Below are 2329 nucleotides of genomic sequence, written 5' to 3' on the forward strand. Positions count from 1 at the left end.
CATCCTCGGCGAGATCGCGCGCTTCGCGGAGTCGGACGCCGGCCGGGCCCTCGCGCTCGCCGCGCGCGACGGCCGCCTCGCCCGCGAGCTCCCCTTCCTCGTCCGGATGGAGGGCGAGGGCGGCACGCCCGACGCGTACCTCGTCGGCGCCATCGACGCGCTCGTCGCCGAGCGGCGCGGCGCCGGGTTCACCGTCATCGACTACAAGTACGCGGTGCCCCGCCCGGCGGCCGCGGAGCGCTACCGCCTCCAGCTCCTCGCCTACGCCCTCGCCGCGCGCCGCGCCCACCCCCGCGCCCGCGTGCGGGCGCGCCTCCAGTTCCTGCGCGGCGATCTCCGCGCCGTGGACGTGACGCCGTCCGCGGCGGACCTCGACCGCTTCGCCCGGGAAGCCGCCGCGCTCGCCTGGGACGTCCATCGGGGCGCCGGCGCCGAGCTCTCGCCCGCGGACTTGGGGCGGGACGAGGCGCGCTGCCGCGCCGAGGGGTGCGGGTTCGTGGGCCGGTGCTATCCCGCGGCGCGCCGGGGGAGAAGCCCCGGCGCAGCCGGGGAGGGACGGCGCCCCTCCCCGCCGGAAGCGAACCGCGCGGGCGCGAATGCGCTCGCGGTCCGCTGATTCCGCTTCCCACTTGAGGTGACGCTCGAGATGGGGGGTGTGGGGGGAGAGTTCTCCCCCCACTAGTCATCATGGAACGACCGGCTCCGATTCGCAGACCGTGGGTTACGCTGCGTTCGGGAAGAAGCACAGCGCAGAGCCACATGCGAATGGAGCCGGCCAATGAAGAAGGTACGTTTCGTCGGTCTCGATGTCCACGCGGAGACGATCGCGGTCGCGGTTGCCGAGCCGAGCGGTGAGGTGAGGTCCTTGGGCGTGATCCCGAACAGGGCGGATGCGGTCCGCAAGCTCGTGAGGAAGCTCGGAGCGCCCGAGCAGCTGCGGGCCTGCTACGAGGCAGGGCCCACCGGCTACGCCCTGTACTGGCAGCTCACCGAACTCGGCGTGAGGTGCGAGGTGGTGGCACCGACGCTCGTGCCGGTGAAGGCGGGCGACCGGGTGAAGACGGACCGGCGCGACGCGGAGAAGCTCGCGCGCAGCTACCGGGCCGGCGACCTCACGGCGGTGTGGGTGCCGGACGCGGCGCACGAGGCGCTGCGCGACCTGGTACGAGCGCGGGAGGCGGCAAAGAAGGATCAGCTCCGCGCGCGGCACCGGCTCTCGAAGTTCCTGCTCCGTCAGGGTCGGCGCCCGCCGGAGGGCACGAAGGCGTGGACACTGAGGTACTTCACCTGGGTGAAACGCGACGTGCGCTTCGAGCAGCCCGCGCACGAGGCGACGCTGCTCGACTACCTCGCCGAGGTCGAGCACGCCGCAGCCCGCATCGAGCGGCTGGAGCGCGCCATCGACGAGGCGGTGACGTCGGCGCCGGCGAAGATGCGCGTGGTCATCGACGCGCTCCAGGCGCTGCGCGGCGTCGCCAAGGTCTCCGCGGTCACGATCGTGTGTGAAGTCGGCGAGTTCTCGCGGTTCGAGAAGGCGACCCAGCTCATGGCGTACGCCGGTGTCGTCGCCCGTGAGCACTCGAGCGGCGAGCGCACCTGGCGCGGCGGGATCACCAAGACCGGCAACGCACACCTGAGGCGCATCGTCGTCGAAGCGGCATGGGCTTATCGCCACCGTCCCTCGCTTGGCCGCGCGCTGCGCGGTCGGCAGGACGGGGTCAGCGAAGAGGTGAAGGAGGTCGCCTGGAAGGCGCAGCACCGGCTCCACGGCCAGCACCGGAAGCTCGTCGCCCGCGGGAAGAGCAAGCAGCTGGCGGTGACCGCCGTCGCGCGCGAGCTCCTCGGCTTCATCTGGGCCATCGGCGTGAAGGTAGAGCAGCAGACGCGCGAGCACGGACGACTCGCGGCGTAACGAAAGAGCAAGAAACGGTGAAGCAGGACAGGCAGCGATCGAGGAGCACACGGAACGGAGAACCCTCCTCGCGCCTCTTGCGGCGGGCGACAAGCCCGACCCGCGCCCACTAGTACGAGACAGCTCCCGACGGATCACGACCATGCGGTTCCGACCCGCGAACATCAGAGTGATCAACCGTCGCGACAGCCGCCTCGACCGCTGCCTGATCTGCTTCACCGGGAAGAAGGAAGCCTGAACGAACGCTCCTGTGCTCTTGACAGGTCGTTCCACATCAGAGGCGCCGCAAGGCGCCGGACATCACGCTCACAGCGGCGGCGGGGACGTTGGGCATCACGGGAACCGGGTGCCGCTGTGAGGCGGGTCGCGCCTCAGGGGAAACGCGGCCGTTTCACGTTCCGCGTCCCACGTCCACGG

At 71.5% G+C, this 2329-nt stretch carries 2 protein-coding genes; both read left to right on the forward strand.

What is annotated here, in order from left to right:
- Positions 1-616, forward strand: a 616-nt coding sequence (locus VI078_17765; protein ID HEY6001136.1) for a PD-(D/E)XK nuclease family protein, incomplete at its 5' end; no start/stop codon positions are given.
- Positions 617-778: 162 nt separating this feature from the next.
- On the forward strand, positions 779-1912 hold the full coding sequence (locus VI078_17770) for an IS110 family transposase (protein ID HEY6001137.1): 1134 nt from the start codon (positions 779-781) through the stop codon (positions 1910-1912).
- Positions 1913-2329: the final 417 nt, after the last annotated feature.

Source organism: bacterium (assembly GCA_036524115.1).
Taxonomy (GTDB): Bacteria; JAUVQV01; JAUVQV01; order JAUVQV01; family DATDCY01; genus DATDCY01.

Coding starts and splice junctions, on each gene's coding strand:
- VI078_17770 (HEY6001137.1), top strand. CDS start 779: ATGAAGAAGGTACGTTTCGTCGGTCTCGATGTCCACGCGGAGACGATC.